Annotated in this window: 1 protein-coding gene; it reads right to left on the bottom strand. The window is 53.4% G+C overall.

Features of this window, described 5'->3' with window-relative positions; translation table 11 throughout:
- Positions 1 to 329 precede the first annotated feature (329 nt).
- Entirely contained in the window at positions 330 to 25424 is a 25095-nt protein-coding gene (locus SH451x_RS15210; RefSeq protein ID WP_479357839.1) for a cadherin domain-containing protein, read from the bottom strand.
- Between the last annotated feature and the right edge of the window lie 286 nt (positions 25425 to 25710).

Below are 25710 nucleotides of genomic sequence, written 5' to 3'. Positions count from 1 at the left end.
AAGCCGGTGGCGTAATGTAAAGCCCACCCAGGTTCGACCGCGTTCTTGGCGAACGCAGCTACGGCAGAAAATTACAAGCGCATCGTAGCTGGCTTCGCCAGAAGCCGGTGGCGTAATGGAGAGCTCACCCAGGTTCGACCGCGTTCTTGGCGAACGCAGCTACGGAAGAAAACTACAAGGGCATCGTAGCTGGCTTCGCCAGAAGCCGGTGGCGTAATGTAAAGCCCACCCAGGTTCGACCGCGTTCTTGGCGAACGCAGCTACGGAAGAAAACTACAAGCGCATCGTAGCTGGCTTCGCCCAGAAGCCGGTAGCGTTGGGAAAAGACGCTAGCCTTTACCATGCTTTTGGTCGACGTCAAAAATCTTCATCGACTTGTCTTCCTCTTCATCACGCAAAATTCCACGCTTGTTTTCTGCGATAACAACTAACGGATCCAGCTGCATCCAAACCGGAGCTGTCGACATAACGGTGGCAACGACTTGTGCACTTTGCACAATCCAAATCACGACACCAGTACTAATGACTGTCTTAATCACAATGCGGTCGACGCTGGTCGTTTGCTCGATCAAACCATTGTCATCATTTCGGTTCACCGTCAAAAAGCCATTGTCAACTCGTTCCAACTCCCGCTGAGACGAACTTCCGTTTTGAAGCTCAAAAGGGTTCAGATCGACATGTGAATAACTACCTAGTCCCGATTGCGATCGTGTACGTACAAAGTTTGAACCTCCGATCTTAATCGCATTTACGGAGTCGTTAGACTGGGTCGTGTCTTCCGACGATATTTCGATCCCGGCGGCAATCAGCGCTTTTTCTTGTCCTGCACCAGAATCGCGACTTTGACTACCTTCGTTCTGCTTGGTGGAAGATTCCGTGGGAGAATCCAGTGGAACAACGCCGGTGCTAGCGCTTGGCGCCGCAGCATCTGGCTTTGGCTGCGAAGGCGCTTTTGTGGCACCAGACTCTGGTGAAGTAGAATTTGAACTGTTCAAATTGCCGGCCGGGCTGGTTTCAACTGTAACGTTGCTTGGAAGGGTTAGATTGATCACAGCCTGCGTCGGAGCTGACACGAGCACACCGTCTGTAACAATGTACGCGAAGGATACGGAGCCGACAAAGCCAGTCTTCGGCGTGTAGCTGAAACTTCCGTTGCTTGATAAGACAAGCGTGCCTTGTGTAGGTCCGCTGACAAGCACAACGTTCAGCGGGTTTCCATCGGGGTCGGAGTCGTTGGCTAGAACTCCGGAGCTACCGACGTTTAAAACATCAATGTAAGAGGTCGAGTATGATTCGCCCTTGGCAAGCGGCGCCTCGTTTACGTCTGAAACTTGAATATTGAAGTCTCGAAGCGAAGTTGAACCGTCTTGCGATGTTGCCAGTACAGTGATTTGATGGCCTGCGGATGTTTCGAAGTCTAACAAAGTGCCGTTGTTGACTCGCACTACGCCGCTGTTTGCATCGATTTTGAATCGCCCTCCTGCATCATCAGTCAGTGCATAAGCGATCAGATTGTTGGTGGCGTCGTTGTCGAAGGCGGACGCGGTTAATCCGACCACCGAATTGGTCACAGAGTTTTCCTGGACCGAATTATTGCCCGCATCTACATCCTGGATTCCGGAAATTCCGAATTCATTTACGTCCAGAATCGTGACCGCAAATGTTTGGACCATGAATGATCCATCCTGCGAATCGGCGCGAACGACAATGTACCGGCTAAGCCCCAGGGCTTCTCGATCGATCGCGCCCGCTACCCTAACAATACCCGTGACGGCGTCGATCGCGAAACGTCCAGCGTCGCTGTCAATGAGCGAATAAGTTATCACGTTGTTGGTTGCATCCGCATCGTATGAAGACGCGGTAATGCCTACCGCTGTACCAATCGCGGCGTTCTCGTAGACTTGATTGATCGCCGAATCAAGATCAACGACCGGTGATGCATCATTTTCATCGACATCGCCAATATTTATAACAAACGATTGTTCAATCCAACTTCCATCACTGGAAGTAGCTCGCACGATAATGCTTCGACTTGCACCGATCAGCTCTCGGTCAATTGTCGTGGCCGCTGTCACAACGCCGCTTGTGGCATCGATTGCGAATCGTCCGCTATCGCTATCGACCAAGGTGTAGCTAACGGTGTTGTTGGTGGCATCGTAGTCGACCGAATTCGCTGTTATGCCGACTTGTGTTCCGATCGCGGCGTTTTCAAAGATAAAGCTTGGGGAAGAGTCTAAGTCGTTTACAGTCGTAAGAGCATATTCGTTAACATCGCCGATTAGCACCGTAAAAGTGCGGGTGATGGTTGAAGCGTCGGTGGAAGTCGCCCTAACGATAAGATTGTAGCTGGCCGCAAGTTCACGATCGATCGCGCCTGCGACGGTAACTACACCGGTCGCCGAGTCGATGGCGAACACGCCACCAAACGTGGTGTCTAATGAATAGCTAACAGAGTCTGTGCCATCGGCGTCAATTGCGAAAGCTGTGATTCCGACGCTTGTGCCGAGCGCGGAGTTCTCTAAAACGTAGTCAGCCGCGGCGTCACCGTCGTTGATTGCTGAAACGCCAAACTCGTTGACGTCCGTGACTACGATAGTATAACTCGCTGTGGCTGAACTGCCGTCGGAGCTAGTGGCTCGAATAACGATTGTTTCTGTCGCAGAGGTTTCGTAATCCAAGCCGCCGATTGTAGTGACTACACCCGAGATGGAGTCGATAGCAAACTTCCCGTTGGCACTATCGTCGAGAGTGTAAGTGATTGTATTGTTCGTTCCGTCCTGGTCAAACGCATAGGCGGTAATACCTACGGTCGCTCCAATGGAGTTTTCGGCAACGATCTGAGCGGCAGGATTTGTGTCAGCGATCGATGAAATCGCAAACTCATTGACATCGGCAACTTGAATTGTAAAGCTCTGCGTATTGAACGAGCCATCCTGCGATGTTGCTCGCGCGACGATTGTGTGCGATGTCGCAACTTCATAGTCGATCGAACCAGCGACGGTTACCACGCCAGTAGTCGCGTCAATGGCGTAGCGTCCGCTGGAATCATTGTCCAGTGAATAAGTGATCTGGCTATTAGTAGCGTCCAGGTCTGCTGCGTTGGCGGTGATACCAACGGAGGATCCGATTGCAGCGTTCTCATTGATGATGTTGGTCGTTATATCGGCGTCGATAATCGGTCCGACATTAAACTCGTCAATATCGTTGATGTTAATGTAGAACACCTGAGAAGTAAAAGAGCCGTCACTAGATGTTGCTTGCACTGTAATCGATCGAATTGCACCATGGTTCTCACGGTCAACCGCTGCAGCGGTCGTAACGGTTCCTGTAGTTGCATCAATGGCGAAAAGGCCGTCAGGATTGTCCACCAAGCTGTAAGTTACACTGCTATTGGTTGCGTCCGCGTCGAACGCATTGGCGGTGATGCCAACTGCGGTTCCAATAGCAACATTTTCATCGATCTCATTTGCCGCTGAATCGTTATCAAGCGGGACTGTAACGCTGAACTCGTTTACGTCTATGATGTTAATCGTAAAATTTTCATCGGAGATAGAGCCATCAATCGATGTGGCACGAATGGTAATAGTACGAGTTGGACCATCCGTCTCGCGATTCAACGCACCCGCAACAGTCACGATGCCTGAAGAACTATCGATTCCAAACCTTCCACTATCGTCGTCGATCAAAGAGTAGCTGACCGAGTTGTTCGTTGCATCGTTGTCCAATGCATTTGCCGTGATACCAATGGTTGTACCGATCGAGGCATTTTCGAGCACACTATTAGCACCAGAATTTTGATCGACTACGGGAGACACGGCAAATTCATTTACATCTCCTATTTGAATCGTGTAAAGCTGTGTCGAATAAGAGTTGTCGCTCGATGTTGCGCGAACGACGATGTCGTATGACGGTACCGCTTCACGATCAATTGCGCCCGCAACGGTCACTACGCCGGTAGTCACATCGATAGCGAACCGACCTCCAGCATCGTCGTCCAGAGTGTAAGTGACGATATCGGTGCCATCTGGGTCGACCGCGCCTGCTGTGATTCCAACCGATGTTCCTAACGCTGAGTTCTCAAGAACGAAGTTGGCCGCCGTGTCGCTATCTGAAATTGCTCCAACGGTCGCTTCGTTTGCGTCCGTTAGATTGATTGTAAACGTCGCAGTGCTTGACGAGCTATCGGCGCTCGTAGCGCGGACGACAATGTTGTGAGAAGTCAACGATTCGTAGTCAAGCAGACTTCCATCGGCGACGGAGACGACGCCGGTGGAGCTATCGATGGCGAATCGTCCTCCTGCATTGTCATCAAGCGAATAGGTTACTGCGTCTGTTGTGGCATCTGAGTCAAACGCCCACGCGGTGAGACCGACGAGCGTTCCATTTACCGCATTTTCGCCGACTTCGTTTGCTGTAGCATTGGAATCTGTTGGCGTAGTGACGGCGAACTCATTTACGTCGTTGATTGTGATTGTAAACGTTTGCGTTGCGGTCGATCCGTCGCTTGATTGTGCTTGTACAGTTATGCTTCGCGACGCCCCGTGAGCTTCGCGGTTAATCGCTGCAGCAGTCGTTACCACGCCAGTGATGGAGTCGATTTGGAAAAGTCCATCAGGATTGTTGGTTAAGCTGTAGGCGATAGCATTCGTGGTTGCATCCAGATCAAACGCGTTAGCGGTTATACCAACGGTCGTTCCGATCGTAACGTTCTCGTCGACTTCGTTGAAAGCGTTAATGGTATCAGTGGGCGTTGTTACATCGAACTCGTTATCATCAACGATGTCGATTGTAAAACTCTGGTCAGTGAATGAGCCGTCGGCACTGGTAGCGCGGACAGTGATATTCCGAGTTGCACCATCAGCCTCGCGGTCGATCGCGCCCGCGACAGTGACCGCGCCGGAGTTGGCATCGATTGTAAAGCGTCCGCCATCGTCGTTGGTCAGGGTGTAGATAATGGTGTTGGTGGTAGCATCGTTGTCGCTGGCGAAGGCGACGATTCCTACGGATGTGCCTATTGCGGAATTCTCGACAACGGCATTCGTAGTTCCATTGGCGTCAGTGAGGAGGCCGACGTTAAATTCATCCACGTCACCGACAGCGATGGTAACGAGACGAGTCGTAAATGTTCCGTCTGTTGAGGCCGCTCGAACCATGATGTCGTAGCTTCCTGCCGCTTCGCGATCAATCGCTCCAGCGACAGTAACGACACCGCTTGTTGCATCGATGGCAAAACGTCCGCCTGCAGTGCTGTCAAGTGAGTAGGTAACTACATCGGTACCGTCGTCGTCAACGGCGAAGGCAGTAACGCCGACCACAGTTCCGATAGTACTATTTTCAAGTACGAAATCTGCATTTACGTCATTGTCGGAGATCGCCGAGATTGCTGATTCGTTGACGTCAGTGACGTCGATGGTGAAGGTTTCTGTGGAGTACGAACCATCGGCACTTGTCGCCCGAACGGAAATGTTATGCGAGTTCGCTGTTTCGTAATCAAGTGATCCGGCGACGGTAACCACTCCGGTCGCAGCGTTGATCGAAAAGAGTCCGCCGGCGTTATCATCAAGCGAGTACGTGATTGTGTTGCTGGTTGCATCAGCGTCTTGAGCAAAAGCGGTCAAGCCAACCGAAATCCCAGTTGCGGCGTCTTCTGCAATTGTGTTGCTGGCAGCATTGGCGTCTGTGACCGCTCCAACGTCAAACTCGTTTACGTCGTTGATCGAAATGATGAAAGTTTGAGTAGCCGTTGTGCCGTCGCTCGACTGAGCTTGTACAGTAATCGAACGTGTCGCCCCGTGAACTTCGCGATTGATGGCAGCCGCCGTCGTGACAACACCCGTTGCAGAGTTAACCTGGAACAATCCATCTGGATTGCTGGTCAAAGTGTAAGTAATGGTATTGGCGGTAGCGTCCAAATCAAACGCGTTCGCAGTGACACCAACGTTGGTTCCAATGCCTACGTTTTCATCTACTTCATTGGCAGTATTATCTGCATCGGTAGGCGTCGAAACGTCGAACTCGTTGACATCATTGATCGCAATATTGAAGGTCTGCGTAGCAGTCGATCCATCGCTCGATTGAGCCTGTACCGTTATGGAACGCATCGCGCCGTGAACTTCGCGATTGATAGCGGCCGCCGTTGTTACAACACCCGTAGCGGAGTTAATCTGGAACAATCCATCTGGATTGCTGGTCAAAGTGTAAGTAATGGTATTGACGGTAGCATCTAAATCAAACGCGTTTGCAGTGACACCAACGCTGGTTCCAATGGCCACGTTCTCGTCTACTTCATTGGCAGTAATATCTGCATCGGTAAGCGTCGAAACGTCGAACTCGTTGACATCATTGATCGCAATACTGAAGGTCTGCGTAGCCGTCGATCCATCGCTCGATTGAGCCTGCACCGTAATATTGCGTGTTGCTCCGTGCGTTTCGCGGTTGATAGCGCCGGCCGTGGTAACGACGCCAGTGCCCGCATTAATTTGGAAAAGTCCGTCGGGATTGCTAGTCAAGCTGTATGTAATTGTATTGTCCGTAGCATCGATATCGAACGCGTTGGCGGTAACGCCGACGGTCGTTCCGATGGCCACGTTCTCATCGATCTGATTGACTGCATTATCTGTGTCTGTCGGAGTTGAGACTGCGAACTCGTTCAAATCAGTCAAATCGACAACGAAATCCTTCTCGTAGCTCGTGTTCGTAGCATCGGTAACTCGTACTCTGATCGTGTGATTGTTCGAGGACTCGTAGTCGAGCAGGCTGCTATCGGCGACAATGATTTCTCCGGTCGAGCTATCGATCGCGAAGCGTCCGGAGGCATTGTTGACCAACGTATAGGTAAAGGTTTCGCCGCTATCGACATCGCTGGTTGAAATCGTCCCAACGGTGGATCCGTTTGCCAAATTTTCAGCAATCGTCAGGCCGGTAGCAGACATGTCGTATGGAGTGTCATTAGCGCCTTGGATCGTAATCGTGATCTGCGTCGTGCTAGTGAGACCACCGCTATCTTGCATCGTGTAGGTGAAGATATCTTGCAGTGTATCGCTGGACGTGCGAAGAGCTTGAACGGAAGCGTTGTTATTGTCGACGACGTAAATGTAGGCACCGCTGGCGTTAATCGTGATGCTACCGTAGTTTCCGGAGATGTTCGAGTTGACTGCGCCTGAGGCTGACGTCTGCACACCAACGCTGACCCCGACAACTGTCTTCGTGTCGCCTGCGTCGACGTCGGAGTCGTTCGTGAGCACGTTGCCCGTTGGATTAATGCCCAATGTTGCATTTGCAGTTCCGCTAGCTTCAACTGCGATTGCGGTGTCAAGGACAGCAGCCGGATTGTCGTTTAAGGCTGTTACCGTAATGGAGGCAACTTCGGTCGCGGTGCTGAATGCGGTTGCGTTACCGTTGGTAGATGCATCGACTTTGGCTCCGGCTGTGCCGTTGGTTTGGTCCCAAGCGCGAAAGGTGAAGTCGGCGGTGGTGGCGTTCTCTGCATTGGGTACGAAGCGAATAAGGTCAATACTTCGCAAAAGTAACGCTGAGCTATCTGTAACCGCACCGACAGACAGCCAATTGTTTCCGTTATTGAGCGAGTATTCCCAGATGCCGTTACCGGAATCGAGCGAATTGATGGCGATCCCTTCAAAGGCGCCGCTATCTACATCAGTGATCCGATTGCCTCCCGCCGATAGAAGAATCGATGCGACGGTTTGACCACTGTTGTTGGTGGCGTCTTCGGTAATAGTTGCCAGTGTCATGTCACCGGTGTTATCGAGCACAGGTGCATCGTTCACAGCCGTTATGTTTATCGTAGCCGTTGCGACGTTGCTGCTGGCAAAGGCGTCCGACGCCTCAACGGTGATGATTCGGTTGGCCGCGTCAGGCGACTCGCTCGCGTTATCGTACGTGATCGACCGCAGCACTTGCTGGTAATTCGAAACCGAGTCGCTGCCCGTGAGCGTTAGGACGCCGGTGCCACTGTCGTAGCTGGCGGTGATGGAGGTCCCGGACGTATTCGCCGCGAGAGTTTCCAGTGGACCGTCCAAACGATTGGTCAACGTGACCGTCATCGATTGCAACTGTCCGCTGTCGGTATCAGTTAACGTGGCATCCGTATCGGAGATTAATACGGGACCGCCATTTTCGGTCCACGTACTTCTGAATCCAGTACCGGGTGCTCCCGAGCTATTGTTGGCATCGAGGTCAATTGCCGGCGGCTGCGGGCCGACGTAGGAGATCGTAAGGTAAGGTCGAAGTGCGACGCTGCTGTACTCGGACGAGTAGAAGTCCCAAGCATCTGAATGATTTGTTAAAAGTGTCCAACCTAGCGCTGCTTGCCCATCGGCCCAAAGTTGAACGTCCGAAGTAAGATTCGTGAACGTCACCCATCCGCCTTGAGTTGCGGAGATCGTTGCGGATGCGGCCGCGACGGCTTCAGAGTTGTTGGCTGAAACACCGCCTGTTAGCGTATTCCAGGTAGAAGATTCCGACCAATTCGACAGCATACGGTGGAGGTTGACCACCGATGAAGAACTGGTGTCGTTCGGATGTGAGACATACACCGACAGCGAAGCATCGAGAATCGTTGAACCCGCAAGAATCTGTCCCGCACCTGTGCCGAAGAGGTTCTCGAATCGAATCAGTCCCTGTTCCGCAAAACCGCCCCAGTTATTCAATTGGACTTCAGTGTCGTTGCCAAACGAACTGTTGACTGCGTATTGCCGAACAAAGGTGTCTTGCGTGCCTGTGTAGCCATCGACGCCTTGTTGGAATTGAACGCCGCCGACTGTAATGTAGATAATATCTGAGTCGGTTAGGCTTCCGCCGGTACCCGTATTGCCAAGATCGTTGACTTCAACTGCGATCGCTGCCGTTCCGTTGAAGCCCACGTTCGGCGTGTAAGTCATTCCATCCAGAGCTGCGTTGATCGAATCGATGGTGCCTGTGATTTCCATGTAGCTGTCGGCCGCGCCATCGCCCACCAAGAATGTTAATCCTGCGGTGGTCGCAAGCGTTGAAGTACCATTAGATACGGCAAGCGTGACTTGGACGATGTTGTTTCCGGCATCCACATCAGAGACTTGAATGGATTGAGCACCGCTCAGCGTCAGCGTGCCATTGACTGGGATCACTTGTGCTCCCGGCATACCCAGGATCGGTGCATCATTGATTGCGGTAATCTGAATTTCGCGAGTTACCGTTGTGCTGTTCAATTCACCATCATTGATCGTAAATGAAACCGTTCGTGCTGCAGTGTTCGGAGCCTCGCTATTATTCGTGTAAGTAATTGATCGTATCGCCGCTTCGTATTCGGCTTGGGATGCCGAACCAGCGAGGGTCAGAGTGCCTGCGTTCCATGAGCCGACGATGCCATTCTGATCCACGAAGTTCAGCAAGTCCTCGGAACTAACATAGCCTCCGGAGATCTGTACTACCGCCGATACGATGTCCGCGTCGTCGACATCGCCAACAACCAGGGTGGAAGTCAGCACGACTGGAGCGTCATTCTCGCTGTAAGCGATCGGCGAACTTTCGATCGAGGTTTGAGTCGGAGCGTCATTGGCACCTTCGATCGTGATCGTGATCTGTGTCGTGCTGGATAAGCCGCCGCTGTCTTGCACAGTGTAGGTGAATACTTCGGTAAGCGTGTTGCTGTTGCTACGAAGCGCTTGAACATCCGCGTTGTTGTTGTCGGCAGAATAGATGTAAGTGCCGTCGGCAGCGATGGTGATCGAGCCGTAGTTGCCGGTGACGATTGAGTTGACGGAGCCAGTTGCTGAAGTTTGGACGCCAGCAGCGACGCCGATGACAGTCATGGTATCGCCGGTGTCAACATCGCTGTCGTTGCCGAGCACATTACCAATCGGGCTCGTACCTGCAGTTCCGTTAGCGACGCCGCCCGCTTCGGTTGCCGTGGCGGTGTCTGATCCGACCACGATCGCATCGTTGATCGATGTAACGACGATCTGCGCAGTCGCTTCGATAGTCGAATAGGCTGTCGTGCTACCACCGGTACCTGGATTCGCAAAACGTGGCGTGCCCGAAGTGGACGCAGTCCCCGAGGTTTGATCCCATGCCTTGAACGTTAACTGAGCCGTCTCGCCATTTTCACCATCGGGGATATAGCGAACTTGCGAGGCTGAGCTCAAGAGCAGAGCGTTGCTGGAGGTCACTCCATTGATCGTCGTCCACGCACCGCCAGTGGAGTATTCCCACGTGCCATTTCCAGTCAAGCCAGTAATCGCGATGCCACTTAGCGGCGAACCATCGACATCACTCCAACTTGCGCTGCTCAGAATGTCAGCCACAGCGTTCGGCGACGATGTGGTGTCTTCATCGGTTCCGGTCAAACTCACTATGCCAGCGTCAGATATCGTGGGCGCGTCGTTGACATTCGAAACTGTGATGAGAGCGGATTCCGTGAAACTGCTGAATGCGGTGGACCCACCGGTCGCGGTGATGTTCACTCGGTCGCCAGCATTGTCACCAGAAGACTGGTCCCAGGCGCGGAAGCCAAAATTGGACGATCCGCCTTGCTGTGCATCGGGATTGAATCGCACCCAATCCGTTGCCCTTAGAAGCAACGCGGTGCTGTTAGTAACACTGCCAACATCCAGCCAGTTCGTGCCTCCGTCGAGCGAGTACTGCCAAGTTCCATGCACGGCACTGGTGGAGATGATCGCGATGCCTTCGACAGCGCCTGAATCTACATCGGTGACAATGTCCTGACCTGATGAAGCGAGAACACTGGCTACCGTTTGTCCTGCATTGTCGATTTGATCTTCGGTTATTCCAGTGAGAAAGGTGTTGTAGTTGAAGTTGACCACTGGTGCGTCATTAACCGCCGTCACGGTGATGTCGCGAGTCATTGTGTTAGAGTCTTCTTGACCGTCGCTGATAGTGAAGCTCACGGTACGCATTGCGGTCGATGGTGAATCGCTGGTGTTTGCGTAAGTGATGCTGCGAATAGCCGCTTGATAGTTTGCAACTGTATCACTTCCCGTCAGAGTCAACGTGCCGCTACCGGAGTCCCATACGCCTGTGATGTTCGCGGTGTTGGCGAACGCAAGCACGTCTTGTCCGATAGCGTAGTTGCCAGTGATCGCAATCATCGCAGAATCGATATGCGTGTCGTCTTCGTCAGCGAGCGTAAGCGTGGATGTAATCGCCGTGGCAGTCTGATTCTCCGTGTATGCCAGCGGCGTGCCTTCGATCGATGATTCAACTGGCGCATCGTTGATCGCAAACTGTTGCGAGAATTCAGAAGTTTCTAGCGTGGTCAAGTCAGTCGCGGTTGCCGTGACTTGCATGCCCGTCGGAATGGATGCGATGAGGCTCTCGCTGAACGTGGTGTTTCCCGAGCCGTCGGTCGTGACATTGACTGACCCCAAGTACGTTTCGCCTTGGCCGTGACCGTTGGCGTACACGTCCGACAAGTAGAACTCGATGCGGTAAGTCCGACTGGCAATGCTGTTGAAGCTGCCGGTGACATTCAATCGCGTTCCATCGCTGCTGGCTGAACTGAACACTGGAAAATTCTGTAGCGAATTGCCGCCGGTGTCTGCGTCGCCAGCGTCGTTCGCGGAATAGTACGGCGCGGTGCCGAAACTAAGGTTGTCGCCAGTGGTTTGCAGGTCGATGCCAACAATGCCGCTGGCGGCCGCGCCTTGTCGCGACAAAACCGTGCCATTGCCGTAGAACGAGTTTTGGCTGATCTCGACTCCATAAGCACCATTGTTGACTGTGATGCCAGCACCGTAGTTGTCGGCGATGATGTTTTGGCTGATTGTGATGTTGTTAGTGCCGCTGCGCAGCGCGATTGCGTCGTACTGTGAATGCGAACCCGTGATCGGACCAACGGCATTTCCGGTAATCGTATTGTTGGAAATCGTCACTCCACTGGTTGATCCCGAGAGAATGATGGCTTGAGTCGAGCTGCCTGTGATGATGTTGCCATCGATCAGGCCACCGACGGAAGCATTCATGGCAATGGCATCACCATTGCTGTAGTTGTAGCCGCTGTTGATGAAATGGTTTGACAGGACATACCAGCCATCCGACGCGTTGCTTGCGTAGAAACCTGTCGCCCGCGAATAGGCTAGGATGTTGTTGGTCAACCATCCATTGTCTGCGCCAAGCGACTGCACGTTTTGGAAATTGTTGAGCGCAGCACCTGGGTCTGAAATCGACGTTGGACCTGTACCCAGGACGTTGGACTGAATCGAGGTATTCTGAACGCCGTTGTTTAATAGGATTGCGGCCGAACTCGAGAATCCATACATCGACAAACCTTGAATCGTTACGTCGTCGGCTCCCACGACGATACCCGCAAAACCGCTCGCACCCACAATCGCGATCTCGGGGCGGTCGATGGCAAAGATGTTTTGAGCGCCACTACCGACGCTGCTGTCTGAGCCCAAGGTTCCTGGATTGACGTTGCCGCTGAAAGCGGTCTGTGTGAGACCGTCGAGTACGACCGATTCGGTTATCGTGGGTAAGGCGGCGGTGAGCGAAATTTGCCAGTAGGCATCGACTCCTGCCACTCCGGTGTAACCAGCGTCGGTGTTGAGGATTGCGAAACTAATGGTATTCGCGCCGAGCGTGTTGTTGGCCGCGATGATAGCTTCTCGAAGCGATATGTGTCCGTCCGCACCGCCGCCAACAGCATACAATTGCTCGATGTTGTAACTCGCGCCCAAGCCTGTATCGTCAACATCGGAAGTCGTCGTGACGGTAAGGACTGAGTTTTGCACATCAGCAATCGTCACGGTGATGATTTGATTGTCGAAGTGGACGCCGTCGCTGACTTGAACGGTGACGATGTAGACATTGTTCGAATCGCTATCGGTCGGATTCTCGAAATCTGGTGCGGTAACAAAGCTCAAGTTGCCGCTGCTGTCGATCGTGAATTCGCTTTGATCGAGTCCGCCGATGATTGAGTAAGTGAACGTATCGCCCGGCAAGTCACCGTCATTGACCGTCACTTGAGTGACAAGTGAAAGCGTTTCGTTCAGAGTGATACCGGCACTTGCCCCACCGCCGTTGCTGGTAATTGCAACCGCTTGGTCATTGACCGGGTATAGCGTGATGTTGAACGTGCCAGTCGATGCCGTTCCAACACCGTCATCGACGCTGAAGGAAAAACTGTCGCTGAAGACTTCTGCGCCATTGTGGCTGTAGGTAACCAAATTCGAATCGATATCGGCCTGGGTGAACGTACCGCCGTTGCTCAGCAGCACACCGTTTCGATACAAACTGCCTGTCGTTGAGTAACTTGTGATCGTGTAAGTCAACTGCGATGTTGTGTTGTCGACATCTGTTGTCTCCAGCATCCCGGTTGAAATCGTGTTGCTGGTCGAATTCTCGTCGAAGGTCGCACCCGTGTTTGTCGACAAGACTTGCTCGTCGTTGACTGCCGTCACGCTGATGATGGCCGCTTCGATTTGATTGCTGAATGCGGTCGATCCGCCTGTGGTTGTTGCATCGACTTTGTTTCCGGCACCGCCACTGGTTTGGTCCCAGGCATGAAACAGCACGGTGCCGGTGTCGCTATTTTGACCGTTGGGAACGAATCGCAAGCTGTCGGTGTCGCGAAGGAGTAATGCATTACTTGTGTCGACCACTCCCACATCGGTCCAGCCTGAGCCGGTATTGTACTGCCAGACACCATTTGCACCGGAGACCGAAGTGATCGCAATCCCTTCGAGTGCTCCGGCATCGATATCGGTGATTCGGTCGCCGCCATCACTCGCGATGATCTGGGCAATGGTGTTTCCACTGTTATTTGTATCGTCCTCACTAATCGTCGTCAGCGACATAAAGCCGCTGTTATCCAATGCCGGCGCATCGTTGACGGAGTTGATAGTGATCGCGATGTTATCAGTATCGCTTTCCGTCAAGGCAGCGTTCGAACTATTCAAAGTCAGCGTGTCGCCGCCGTTGTAATTGACCGTCGGTGTGTAGTTCAGTCCGTTCAGTGCTGCGTTGATGTCTTCAACCGTGCCTGAGATCGTCATCGATGCAGTGCCGTTGGCTCCAGCATTGAACGTCAGGCCCGTTGTTTGTGAAAGAGTCAACATTCCATGCAGGACTGATACTGTGATTCTCTCGCTAGTCCCGGCATCATCGTTAATCGAGATGCGGTTGCCGTTGGAAGTGCTGAATATGATCGCTGTGTCTTCGTCGGTGACTTGCGCGGGGGGGACTCGGTTGCTGATCGGCTCAGGTGCATCCGTCAAGTTGATCGTCATCTGCTCGGTGTAAACAAGACCGCCTGCGTCTGTGACTTTCACGTCGATCGTGTGCGAGGTGGCCGCTTCGTAGTCAAGCAGCGTGCCATCGGCCACGGTGACTTGCCCAGTGGTTGGGTTGATGGCAAACCTTCCGCCAGCGTCGTCCAGCAATTCGAAAATAAACGAGTCGCCTGGATTCGGATCGGCAACGGCGAGCGTTCCGACAACGGTTCCATTAGCGGAGGCCTCGGCAACTGTGGAATTGCTGAGCGTCAGATCCGTCGGCGCATAGTTTGTCGGACTTGGGTTGATCACGAACTCTTTATCGAACGTATTGCCAACGGAATCGGTAACGCGGATCGTTACGTGACGATCAGGGTCTGTGTAGGGATCGAATGCAGCACCGGCTTTCACAACTAGGTGGCCATCGACAATGTCAAAGTCGTTATTGTCGGCAGCGACGATCGAGAACGTGTGCGTGTCGTTGACTTCGGTGTCCGTCGCGATCAATGCGCCGAGGTCAGCACCGACTTGTGTTGAACTCACCAAACCCGGCGTGTAAATTCGCTGTTGAACAACACTGCCGATATTTTGATCGAATGCAGTCCAGGTGAAAATCAACGCACCGTCGGCTCGTTCTGTGATTGCCGGTTGGCGTCCCCAACCTTGCGCGATGTCACTCACCTTGAACTCGTCGTCGGTGGCGATTCCATTTTGGTCGAACGTTCGTCCCCAAACAGCAGAGCTTTGGCCTTCGCCGCTGGATAGCCAAGTCACTGCGAAACCGCCGGTGCTGAGGGACGCGATATCGACGAAACTTTGATTGCCGGCGGTCGATTGGCTCAGTTGCAGATCGCCGGTCGCGAAACTTCCATCAGCGTTGAGGATGCGTCCGTAGATGCCAAACAACGAACCGTCTTGTCCGCTGCTCTGCCAGGTAACGGCTAGTTTGCCGTTGCTGAGCGTGGTGACGTCCGGCAGGTATTGTGTGCTGCTGGTGTATTGATTGACAAGAAACTCATTGCCCGCCGGAGTGCCGTCCGCGTTGTAGAACCGGCCTTTAACGCCCCATCCCGACGCGTCGCCCGATTGGTCGCTCCAGACCACAAAGACTCGACCATCGTTCGTGTAGGTCACATCCGAGTAGTACTGCTCGCCTGAGAAGTTTTGATTGACGACTTGTTCACTACCTACTTTCACGCCACTGGAATTGAACATCTGCAGTACTGTTTCGTAACCGTTGCTGATGCTATTTTGATAGCGACTCATCCACGAGACTACAAAACTACCGTCAGCGTTTACGGCTACTGTCGGTATTTGCTGGACGTTATCGGTGTAAGTGTTGACCACCGTCTCACTGCCGACTAGCACACCGCTGTTATCGTAGCGGGCCACGACAATTCCATGGCTGCTTCCGTCGATACTATTATCTGTCCAACTAGCAACGAAACCACCGTTGGGGAGCGCTGCAACTGATGCGTAGTATTGCGACGCTGTCGAACCGATGTTCAATGCGAAAGGACTACCAACGGCAATTCCAGCCGCATCAAAAACTTGTACCAGAACACCAGTCGAGTTTCCTCCGCCCGTTTCAAATCCGTTGTTATGCCAAACGACCACGTGCCCACCATTGGCAAGGGCTGTCGTATCGGCGTACATGTCCGTGATTTGGCCGTAGACTTCCGTTTCGAGCAAAGCCGTTTGAGCGACTCCACTGAGGTCAAAATGTTGGCGGAAAACCTTATCGTTCGTCTCGGTCGCTTGTGTGTAATTGCTGGTTTTCTCCCAAGCGAACACCAGATCGCCGCTGGCCAGTTGATCAACCGATGGCAAGCGTTGTTGATACGACGCGCTGTAGCTGCCGACAGCGAACTCTGATCCTACTGCGTTTCCGGACGCATCAAACCGGCTGGCCAGCATGCGGTAGGTCGCGCCTTGATCGGCCGAAGCGTAGACGACCACGAAGCCGCCGTCGCTGAGCAGTGTCAGTTGTTGAGCCGTTTGATCGCCGGTCGCGGTTGTGTTGAGCTGGAACTCCGCTTTTTCGACGGTTCCATTGACGTTGTAGATTTTGCCGTAGATGCCGTAGCTGCTACTGTCAGGACTCCGGTAGGTTACCAGCACACTGTCGGCGTCGAGCTGCAGCATTTCAGGGTTGAGCTGCGCGTTAGCGGTCGATGTGTTCACGACAAACGGCGTCCCCTGAGCAACCCCGCCTGCAGTAAAGAATCGCCCCAGCACAGTATAGCTGGAACCGTCAACAGCATTCATCGAGTCGCGCCAAGTCACCATAAACGATCCGTCGCCGAATCCAGCAACCGCCGGCTCCGTTTGATCCAGGTTCATCGTGCTGACGGCCATCTCGCTGCCGACCTTATTACCGGACGCGTCAAATTTCTGCGCGTAAATGTGGTAGTTGTCGGCCAGCCCATTGCTGTTCTCGTCGATCTGACTTCGCCAAGTGACGGCGAAACCTCCATCCCCGGTCGACGCCACGTCTGCATCGAGTTGATAGAATTGGAGCGTCGTGTTGACCTGGAATGTAGTGCCAATTCCATTGAAGTTGGCATCAAAGAGCTTGGCGTTCACCCCGAAAGTATCGCCGTCGTAGTTGTTGTGCCAGGTAACGACGAAGTTTCCGTTGCTCAACTGCGTTACGTCCATCGCATAGTCGCTATAGCCCAGGACGTCCAAGGCCAGCGGCGTGGGCTCGCCGACTGCGACGCCGTTGTCGTCGTAGCGTTGAATGGACGCATCCCAGCCCGAATCAACATCGTAGGAGGTCGATATCAAAACGTAGCCGCCGCCACTGAGCGCGACGACTTGCGGATAGGTGTCTGTGTATCCCGTATAAGTTTGCAGATTCTCGATCGGTTGAGCGACCAGTTCATTGCCTGGTGTCTCAAGCGAAATGTCCGTCGGCGCGGCGTTGAATGCACCCAGCGTCGTGTCATAAGTTGAATCAGCAAAATGCAGTTGCTCGACACCCGTCAGCGTGTCAGTACCATCACGGCCTGGCGTATTGTCAGTAACCGTCCAACTGCCGTTGCCGTTGTCCGTTATCGTGTACTGTGAAGCATTGCCGGTGTAGAAAGCCGTGTCGCGACCGATGCCGCCTTCGATCGTGTCATCGCCTGCACCTCCGGTGATCTGGTCATTCATATTCGTCGGCACGAACTCGATGATGTACGCAAAGTTGGTCGCCGTGCTTTGGTCATCCCAAGTTCCATCCGTCTTGAGAATCACACCATCCTGATAAATGCCGCCTGCAGGCTGTCCGCTTGCAAAATTCTCGTAAGTGACCGACGTTCCATCCGTCCACACAAAGGCCTCTTGATGTCCATGATCGTTCGCTCCAATCCAAACGTTGTTTCCTCCAGCCAAGGATTGCACAAAAGCGTTTTCCGCCGCCGAAGTGATTTGAACCAAGCGGCCTTCAACACCGAGAACGGTACTTCCATCAGCCGCCGCCTTAGCCGCATCCCAGCCCACCGCGCCGGTTACAAGTTTGTAAAACTTGCCAGTCTGTGCGTTGTAAACGAGCGATGGATCAGCGGCTGCCATGTTCGCCACCGTCACATCGTCAGCGCTAACCACATCGTTGCCATCGCCAGCGTAGATCACGTCGTTGCCAGCACCGGCATGGATCGCATCGTTGACGACCGCTCCACCACTGGCGTTTCCATCCGCGTTTCCGCCGTAGATCGTGTCGCCACCAAAGCTGCCCGTGATGGAGCCATCATCGCTGCCATCGCTGAGGTCGTGATAGACATCGCTGCCATCATTGATCGCAATAGTCAGCGACTCGACGTAGCTATTCCCTGCCGCATCGGTGACTTGCACGCCAATCGTTTCGGTTGGCCGAGTTTCACAGTCCAGCAACAATCCATCGGCGACGGTGATCTCGCCAGTGCTGCTGTCGATCGCAAAGCGTCCGCCGGCAGTGTCAGTTAAGCTGAACGTGAAGCTGGAAAGAACTTCGCTGGCGTCCCATTCAATGACGTACGTGTTTGTTCCGGTTGCATTCGCATCGTTCCACAAGCCGGTACTGAGCGTGAGTTCCGCTGCGTCTTCATTTCCGCCAGAATTGTTTGGCTCAATTCCGTTCCAGTTTGCATAGGCGCCAGCTGCAAGTGTACCGCCGCTTGTGCCTGTCCAGAACAGTTGCGATTCATTTGAACCATCAAGCCAATGCCATGAGCTTTCCGTAGTTGCGTCAGTCGCACCGATCCAGACATTGTCCGAGAACCCCTGTACTAATCCGCGTACGAGTTCGTTTTCGTAGTCCGAGTTGATCGTAACAAGTTGCCCACCGAATCCGTTCAACAGCGCAGAAGTTGCATTGCCGACCGCAGTGCTGAAAGTCACGCCACTGTTGACCGCTTTGTAGAACTTACCAGTTGCCGCGTCATACGACAGGGTCGGATCGTTGTTCAGAATCGTCGTGACGGCAGCGGGAATTTCGATCACCCGAATGTCGCCGACCGATGGCCCATAGCCTGTTGCACCTGTGTCCAGCGTCGCGAAGCGAAGGCTGGTTGAGCTACCATCGGCCGTAAACGTCAGGCTTCGAGTTTCCCAACCCATATTGCTGAGTGACCAATCGTTGCGCGCAGTTAGCGACACGTCGAGCGATTGGCCGGCGGCAGAAACGCGTAAGTCCTGAACCGCATCGCCGCCAGAGAATTCTCCTGCAGCAACAAACACGACTTGGTAACTGCGTCCAGCGACCGTCGAGATGGTTTGAGAAATTGAGCCGCCACTATCCGTGAGCGATACTGAGCGTCCGCCAAAAGGCGTTGACTCAAAGTAGGTTCCGATGTGGTAAACATCGTTGCCGTGAACAGTCCAATTTCCAAGAGTAGCGCCATCGGACATCAGCAGGAAGCTACCGGGATCAGCCGCCTCCAGAAACAGCCCATCGCTGACGACATCGTTGCTAACATCCGGATCGCTCGGCACGACGTAGCCAACCCTGGTTCCATCGGTCGCGTTCTCGCTGATGTGCAGGTCTTCGACCGGCGTGCTGGCGGTGAAGCCAACTCCGGTGGCGTGACCAATGCTCAGGTTGTTGCCGCTGACGACATCGACGACTTGGCTCGATCCGTTGAAGCCATCCATTTGCCAGTTGGCAACCAGGCCGCTGGGCAAACTACCGCTGTCGAACTTGTTTTGATAGTTCAGAGCGATTTCGGCTTCGCTGCGGACCTCGTTCCAGATGCGAACATCGTAGATGGTTCCAGCGAACGTAAGGCTCGAATCAGTGTCCCCCGCATCGTCAAAAGACTGTCCGATGGAAAGCGTTGCGCCAGTTGCGAAACTCGTTCCAGTTCTTAATCCCGTTCCAGTCTCCGCAAGTTCACCGTCAATGTAAATGGCCCAGTTCCCTCCGTCCGAATCCCAACTCAACGCGACATGATGAGCATTGCCATCAAGCAGGGATGGATAAAGCTCGCTCGATTGCCGACTTACATCGCCTACAGCGATTTCGATCTCTCCGGTGTTATGGACGATAACGGTGAGTTCGTCAGCGACTCCCGCAGTGTTGTAAAAGTCGATGAGCGTATGACTGGTCCCCGTGGAAGCATCAATCGCAAACATCGTTTCGACCGTGACAGCATCAAGATTACCAATCAGCTCTGCCGTTGATTGCAAGTACGCATCATTACCACCGTCGGTGTTCAACTCGATGCCGCTGGATAGATTGGTCGGCGCGTTGTTTGATTCGGTGAGGTCCGTCAGCGAAATCGTAAACGCTTCATCGTAAGTCGCCGTGCCATCACTGACGCGAACCGTCACCGAGTGCGACGCATTCGTTTCGTAGTCCAGCAGCGAACCATCGGCCACGGTGATTTCACCTGTGTCGGCGTTGATGGTGAATGCACCGGCGACCGTTTGCGACTGGATCGAATAAGTCAATGCGTTAGTGGCATCGAGAACGGCGTCAGCTTCCCACTGGACAATAAACCCGCGAACGCTAGAAATTCCAGAGTCGTCCCATTTACCGTCCGAGCGGCGAATTACTGCAGCATCTTCATCTGCGGTGAAGGCGTCTGGTCGTCCAGCAGCCCAGTTGCTGTAAGCACTGCCAACTGAAAAACCGCTGCCATTGCCCTGCCAAAATTGCTCTGTTTCTGTACCACCATCTAGCCAGCGCCAGTCACCTTCCGTGCCTGCATCGCTGGCACCGATCCATGGATCCGATGTCGCACCTTGACTCAGTGAGCGGGCGATCGCTTGCTCGGTTGCATTGCGAATCGTCATCAACTGCCCGCCAACGCCATTGATGAGTGTTGATCCAGAATTCACAGTCGCCGTTGCGAAGGTTACTGAACTGTCAATGAGCTTGTAGAACTTCCCCGTCTCGGCGCTGTATCTTAAACTCGAATCTGCAGCCAGCAATTGTGTGATGCGTGCTTCGCGGTCGATGTCCAATCCATCAACTTTGCCGACAACGGTTCCGTCCAGAGCGTTTTCGTCGAGTGTCAAAATTAACGACGGTTCGCTAGCCGTGAATCCGCTTTGGTTGGTGTGCTTTACCGTCAGGTTATTTCCCGAAACGGTCTCGGTGATCACGCCTCTAGTGGATAGATTGTCGAAATTCCATTGGGCGATCAGGCCGTCTTCGTTGTGCGGCAACTCGCTGCGGTAGGAAGCCGCTATTTCACTCGCTGATCGAATGTCAGAGAACAATCGCGAGTTGAAAATGGTGCCTTGGAATGACTGGCTCGATTGAAAAGCACCCTCGACGGAATCTTGCTCCTGACCAAAGATCAGCGTCCCGCCGCTCTGGATGGTTGTGTTGGCGGCCAAGCCTGTACCGCTGCCCATGGAGACACCGTCGAGAAACATCTCCCAGGCTCCGTTGTTGCCGGTTCGGCCATCCCAAGTGAAACCGATCGTGTGCGTGCTACCGTCGCGTAAGGTCCTGAAATCGAACGTGCTCGAGGGAATGGCTACCGAGCTGCCGCTGGCACCCACGTTGACACGGAGGTCGCCGGCACTGCCGATGATCATCAGCACCTCGTTGGATTGACTGGTCGTCGCGTAAGAGACGAGTGTGGTGTTGCCAGTGTTGCGCGTTGTCGAAAACTGAGTTTCAAAAGTCAGCGTGTCGCGTCCACCCAAGATTGCCGAGCCGTCATCCGCAATCAGGTACGCGTCATTCCCGCCGTCATTGTTGAGCTGCAATCCGCCTTGGGTGCTAGAATTCGTCGTGAGTTCCACTGGTGCCGAGTTGCCGACGGTGGATGTCGCGACGACGGCTTGTGACAGCTCGGACGTATTGTTGTTGTAGGTTGCCGTGGCAGTGACGACTTCGCCTGCCGCCACGGTGCCTGAATAGCCAGTCAATGCAACATTGGTGAAGGTTGCGTTGCCGCTGGTGTCGGTGTTGACGGTGGTACTGCCGAGGTATTTTTTTGCGTCACGACGGCTGTAGTTTTCCGTCGATGGCGTAGCGTAGAAGTGAATGACGACACCCGTCAGACTGGCCAACGTATTGATCGAGCCGCTGACGGTGACCGTTGTTCCTGCAACATCGACCGTCGTTGAGGTGATCGTAGGGAAATTCTGCAGGTGGTTACCGCCTGAGTCGGGGTCGAGATTGTCATTGGCCGTAACACCGTTTGCTCCCAAATCAATTCCCAATCCTACGTTGCTGTAGATCGAGTTGCCGACAATCGCATTGCCCGCGCCAGCCGTGGTGGCAACCTCCACACCAGCCGTGTACAGACCACCGATCCCGTTTGCAATAATCGTGTTGCCTTGACCCGTTGTCGTTCCCCCGAGCGTGTTATTCGTTGCGCCGTTGGCGAACAATACACCGCGTTCCAGATTGCCTTCGACGAGCGTAGCGGTCGAGTCCGTACCGATGGAGTTGCCGTAGATGAGGGTTCCCGAAGAAGCTCCATCCACCGAAATGCCGCTGTGAGTGTGCCCCACGATGACGTTGCCAAGCCCAATGCCTCCGATCGTCGTATTGTCTGCACCGCCGCTAATCAAAATGCCGGAGTTACCGTTGCCAAGAATTTTGGTGCCGTTGCTCCCTAGGCCGATGTAGTTGTTCTGGATGAAGTTACCATCCGAGGCTTCTCCATTGACTTCGACTCCATCCCCATCATTGCCGGCGATAATGTTTCGGCGGGCGGAGCCTGCACCACCGATGATATTATTCGTTGCTCCATTGTAAATGCGTATACCGTCATTCGTGTTTCCACGGTCAAGCTGTCCGGTTACATCGGTGCCGATGTAGTTGCCGTAGATCATGTTGCTTGAGCTTCCGGCACCCTCGATCAGGATCCCATTCAGATTTCCCGAGATCACATTGCGTTCGCCGGAGTCGTTGGTGCCATCGGCATTGGTACCAATCAAATTCCCGCTGCTGCCACCGGTGATGATGATGCCTGCCCAGTCGTTGCCCAGAACTGTCGAGCCATCGACCGCGAGCCCGATATAGTTACCCTGAATGAATGAGTTATCAGTGTTGAAAAATGAGATCCCATACCCATCGCTGGCCACGATGTTACGTTCGGCTGCGTCATCTCCCCCCACGTACACGCCGGTCGAGTCGCCATACCAGATACTGTGGAGCAAGTTGGCGACCAGGTTCATTCCGGTTTTGTCGGTCCCCAGATAGTTGCCGATGATCTGGGTATTATTTGCCCCGCCGGCCCCGTTGATGCCGTTGTTGGAATTGCCCGAAATGACATTACGATCAGCCGCTGTTGTTCCGCCGATGATGTTGTTATCACCCGACCATATGTTGATTCCGTCGTAGTTGGCGGCCGCCGCAGTGCCGGCCGCATTCGTGCCGATCCAGTTACCCACGATCAGGTTGCCGGACGACTCAATGTGGATTCCGGCCGTATCGAATCCCTGAATATTGAAGCCCCGAAGCGTACTGCCGTCACTGCCTGCATTCAGCGTCAGCCCGTTCATTCGCGTGTCACCGTCAACCAGCGAAATCAGTGGTTCGCCCGCGAAGCCGGATTGAGTGGTTGCGTCAATGATGACCGTATCCGTAATTCCCGGAAGATCAGTGCTGGAAATCGTAATGATCTGATTCCCCGTACCGATTGCAAAGTCGATCGTGTCCGTCCCAACATTCAAATTGGCCTGCGTGATCGCCCAACGGAGGCTGCCCACGCCGCCGTCATCCAGTGTGTTGGTGACGGTATAGGTTTGCGGACCGACTCCCGTCAGATTGAATTGCCTCGCAAACACTCCGCTCGCATCGGATTGTCCAGACTGGCTGCCGTTGCCGCTCCAAACGATGACGGCCAGACTACCATTGAGTGCCACCGAAGGATTCTGTTGGTTGTTGGAGGTCGTCTGGGCAACCCGAATTTCTCCGCCTACGGCAATTCCTGAACTATTGAACTGTTGTGCGTAGGCACCGGTGCCCGTTCCATCTTGACCGGAAGTGTCGTGCCAGGTGATGACAAAGTCTCCGTCACCGTCGACAGCTACCTTGGATGCAGTCTGAATTCCTTGAGTGTACGTGTTAACTTGGAAGTCATTACCCTGAGCTACACCTGAGGCGTTGATTCGTCGAGCAAAGATACCATCTTGATTTCCATCGCTACTTGTAAAGGAAATGACAATGTTGTTGCTGTCGTCGATTCCGATGGAGGAGTAGTCTTGATTCCCGGTGATTGTCGAATTGATAAGCGATTGATTGTTGACAGCGACACCGGTCGATGAGAAGGCGCGAGCGTAGATACCCGTTCCATTACCATCGTTCGCATCGGTCCAGGTAACGATGAAGATTCCATCACTCCGTATAGCCACATCTGGACGGTTTTGTACACCAGTCGTTACGTTGTTCGCGATGGTATTGGCACCCTGCGCAACTCCACTGCTGTTGTAGCGTTGGAAGTAGACATTACTGGTGTCTTGAAACACGATCACAAACGAGTTGTCCGCGCCAAAGTCAGCCGAATGGTTCGTCTGAGCGCCTGCGAGCGTGCTAACAACTGTTTCGCCAGTGATCGCAGTCCCGTTGACATCGAACAGTCGCATATAGACTTCATTCGTGCCCGAACGATTGTCCGTCCATGTCACGACAAAGTTGCCGTTATCTGCCATCGCGACATTCGCTGACGTTTGTGCACTTGAGTTCACAGCGTGTACACGAAACTCTGATGTAAGAACGGTGCCATCCGCATTGAACACCGCGGCATAAGTATCTGCGTTCCCACTGCGATAGTCTTCCCAAGCAACGACATAGCGACCGCTTCCATCCATATCTACTGCGCTGCCGCCATTCGCCGACGTAAATTGGTTCTCTGCGGTTGAGGTATGAACCAGTGTTTCACCACCAGCGACTACAAGATTCAGCGTGTGGGACCAGTTAATCTGGGAATATGCATTGATGACAAGTCCCGAGGAAATTTCGCCCTGACTGTATTCCAACTCCCAGTCGCCATCGAAGCTTGAATGACCTGTTACGTTATCACTAGCTGCGACGTCAGCACCCGTTAGCATTGCGATCGAGTCAACCAGTCCGCGTCCAGTAGACGTGCTGGCTACATCGCAGCCGTAGATCAGAATGTCACCATTGTCGCTGAGCGCCATTCCGATCCGACTCAGGCTTTCAGAATGATCTGTTACATTATCATAGGTCAACCAGGAGTTACCTAGCTGGATCACTCCATCGAAACCGTGGGTGATGATGTGTATCGCATCGATCGGTTGGCCGAACTGGGCCAAATAGTCGGCGATCTGCCCCAGACCATCTTCGCTGGAATCTATATATGCAACCTGCAACCAAGTGCCAACTTCATTTTGATTTTGCAGGTCGGCAAGTAACGTATCGAAGTCAGCGAGGTTGGCATCTACGAATACCAGTTCGACACGTTGCCATTCTTGAGACGAGATATTGGCAGTAGAGCCTGTTTCCGTTCCAAGTTCATCGGCTGCTGGCGAGGCAATTGGCGGTGCGTCGAATATCGCTTCTTCGAGAGCCCACTGAATTCCCTGTTCAGCTTGATCAATGTTGACGTCAATACTTTCAAGAAATGCGTCATCAATCGGAAAGGGACTTGCGCTGTACAAGACCCTGGGTTCGATCACCAGTGCATCGATTGAATTAAAATCAACCGGCCCTGTAAGACTGCTTCTAATTTGGGAAGTGATTTTACGGAAACGCTCTTGCCAAGTGGCGTTTGTGCCGTACTGATTGTGCCGGTTGTTCATCGATCAAAAACTAGCTGCCAGGGATGAGCAAGGTCGATGTTGCTCGACATGCGTTTTTGCAGCAAGCGCGGTGCGAGCATGTGTAGCTCGGTGAAAAAATCGCGCAGTGCACCAGACTAAATGTCGGTCGACTTTTCCTAAGAGGTCGGACTATTCGATCAGTATGCCCAAGACGTTTGGCAAAGGCGTTCGGTTTAGGAGGCTTTTAGCGATGGCGGCAGTCCCGAAAATTTTCTCGATGTTCTTAAAATAGCTCCGGCGCGACTGTTGAGCTTGTTTTATAATC

It is taken from the genome of Njordella aestuarii (genome assembly GCF_056494165.1).
This window is presented reverse-complemented; position numbering and strand designations above follow the sequence as displayed.

Excerpts from the sequence above, each read along its gene's own strand:
- SH451x_RS15210 (WP_479357839.1), bottom strand. The coding sequence starts at position 25,424 with ATGAACAACCGGCACAATCAGTACGGCACAAACGCCACTTGGCAAGAG.